A 2,887-nucleotide genomic window follows, 5' to 3' on the forward strand; every position below is an offset into this window, starting at 1 on the left:
ATCTGGGCGGCGACTCCATCATGTCCCTGCAGGTCGTCTCCCGCGCCCGGCGCGCCGGAATCGCGGTCACCGCACGGGATCTGTTTACCCATCGCACCGTCGCGGCCCTGGCAGCGGCGGCCCGCACGCTCGGCGACGCGCCGGAGGTCACGGACGACGGAACCGGGCTTGTGCCGCTGACCCCGCTCGCGACCGCGACGATCCGTGACGGCTTCTACGACAACTACTGCCAGGCCACCGTCGTGCACACACCGGTCGGAGCCGATCGCGCCGCGTTGGCCACGGCACTCGCGGACGTGATCGCGCACCACGACATCCTGCGGGCCCGACTCGTCGACGCCGACGGTGACGGCGCGCCCGACGCACTCGACGTGCCTCGCGAGACGACGCTCGATCTCGACGCCCTGGTGCGCGAGGTCGCGCCGGGAACCGACCGGGATGCGCAGGTGCGCGCCGAACTCACTTCCGCGGCAGCACGTCTCGATCCCGCCGCCGGAGTGATGGTGCAGGCGGTGTTCCTGTCGCCTGTCGCGCCGGAGGAGCGCGGCGCACTGCTCATCGCCGCGCATCATCTCGTCGTCGACGGCGTGTCCTGGCGCGTCCTGCTCGAGGATCTCGCCGCGCGGTGGAACCGCGAGGGCCTCGACCCGGTGCCGACCTCGGTTCGTACCTGGAACACCGCGCTGGCCGACCGTGCGAGCGCCGGCGACACCGAGGCTCGCGCCCGGTCGTTTGCTGCCCGGATCGGGGACTTCGAGCAGCCGCTCGGAATCCGCGACTTCGATCCGGCACTCGACACCCACGCGTCCACAGCAGACGTCACCGTGGAACTGGACGTCGCCACCACTCGTGCGCTGCTGTCGACCGTGCCGCGGGTCTACGCCGGCAGCGTCGACGACGGACTGTATGCGGCTCTGGCCGTCGCCGTCGTGCGCTGGCACCGGGGTCGAGGAACCGCTACGGACAGCGTCCTCGTCGCTCGCGAAACGCACGGCCGCGCCGACGAACTCGTCGACGGCGCCGACCTGTCCCGCACGGTCGGCTGGTTCACCGCCGCGTACCCGGTCCGCCTGGATCTGTCCGGAATCGTCACCGATGCAGACGGTTTCGATGCCGATGCGATCGTGCGCAGTGTGAAGGAACAGCTGCGTGCCGGCGCGGTCGACGGGATCGATCACGGTCTGGCCCGGTACCTCGATCCCGCCGGAGAGGAACTGCTCGCAGGCTGTGCCCGTCCGCAGATCGGATTCAACTACCTCGGACGCTTCGCCGCGACCGGCGCCGGCGGGGCACAGGACTGGTCGGCTCTGCCCGGATTCGAAGGGCTGCTCGGGCACACCCGCCCGGAGATGCCGGCCGCTACCGCCGTCGACGTCAATGCGGTCACGGTCGACGGGCCGGACGGTCCCCGGCTCCAGGCACGTCTGACCTACGCCACCGGCATCCTCGACGAAGAGCAGGCCCGCGCCCTGGGCGCAGCCTGGGCCGATGCGGCCGCAACGCTCGCACGGCACGCCGAGACCGTCCCGACCGTCCGGCACACGCCGGGCGACTTCCTCGACACCGGCGCGTCCCAGGCCGACGTGTGCAGGTGGGAGCGGCAGTTCGGGGAACTCGCCGACGTGCTGCCCATGACCGGTCTGCAGCAGGGCCTGATCTTCGAATCGCAGCTGCACGCCGACTCGGATGCAGTCGACGTCTATGCGGGGCAGGTCGCGTTCGAATTCACCGGACCGCTCGACCGTGACCGGCTGCAGCGCGCCGCGCAGGCGTTGCTCGACGCGCACCCGAACCTGCGGGCCGCCTTCGTGACGGACGAGAACGGCGCGTACCGCAGCGTCGTGCCCGCGTTCGTGCCGATGCCGTGGATGGTCGTGGACGTCACGGCCGACGAGGATCCGGACGCCGCCGCCGACCGGGTCGCCGACGCCGAGCGCGACGCCCGGTTCGATCCGGCGGTGCCGCCGCTGCTGCGCTGCGCCCTCGTCGTTCTCGCCCCGGAACGGCACCGTTTGATCGTCACCGAACACCACGCCGTGATCGACGGCTGGTCGACCCCGCTGCTGGTGGCGGAACTGATCGAGAACTACCGCGGCGGAACATGTTCCGATACCGCGGGTGAGCGCGATGGCTACCGCAACTTCCTGACCTGGCTCGCCGAGCAGGAACCCGAGGCGACACGCGACGCATGGGGTCAGGTGCTCGCTCCCGTCGACGGTCCGACGCTCGTCGCCCCTGCCGAACGCGTCTCGGTGGCCGAGTTCCCGCAGATCGCGCCCGTCACCCTCGACGCCGTGACCAGTGCCGGTGTCGTCGCCGCGGCCCGCGCGTGCGGTGTCACCGTGTCGACGGTCGCGCAGGTCGCGTGGGCGATGGCGCTGGCGCAGCAGACCGGGCAGTCCACCGTCGTCTTCGGCGCGACCGTCTCGGGACGCCCGTCCCAGGTCGACGGTGTCGAATCCGCGATCGGCCTGTTCATCAACACGATCCCGGTCGTCGTCGAACTCGACCCGTCCGATCGGCTCGAGGATGTACTGGTCCGGGTGCAGGAGCAGCAGGTGTCGGTGCTCGATCACCACCACGTGTCGCTCACCGAACTGCACCGCATCGCCGGGCAGCAGCGCCTGTTCGACACCCTGGTGGTGTTCGAGTCGTACCCGATGGACGAGTCCGCGCTCACCGCGCTGCTCGACGACGACGCGCTCTCGCTCGCCGGTCTGAGCGGTCGGGACTCGACGCAGTACCCGATGACCCTCGAGGTCACTCCGGGTGACGAGATTGCGGTCGAGGTCGCCTACCTGCCGACTCTCGTCGACGAGGTTGTCGCCGTGCGGGCCGCTGAGGCCGTGCGCGCCGTTCTGGCGCAGTGTGCGGTGGATGTGGGTGT

Annotated in this window: 1 protein-coding gene; it reads left to right on the forward strand. The window is 70.8% G+C overall.

Features of this window, described 5'->3' with window-relative positions; all coding sequences use genetic code 11:
• Positions 1–2,887 (forward strand): condensation domain-containing protein (locus A8G15_RS28305; RefSeq protein WP_245688041.1); only part of this gene is annotated, 2,887 nt, incomplete at both ends.

Origin of the sequence: Rhodococcus phenolicus, assembly GCF_001646785.1 — a bacterium.
Lineage (GTDB): Bacteria > Actinomycetota > Actinomycetes > Mycobacteriales > Mycobacteriaceae > Rhodococcus > Rhodococcus phenolicus.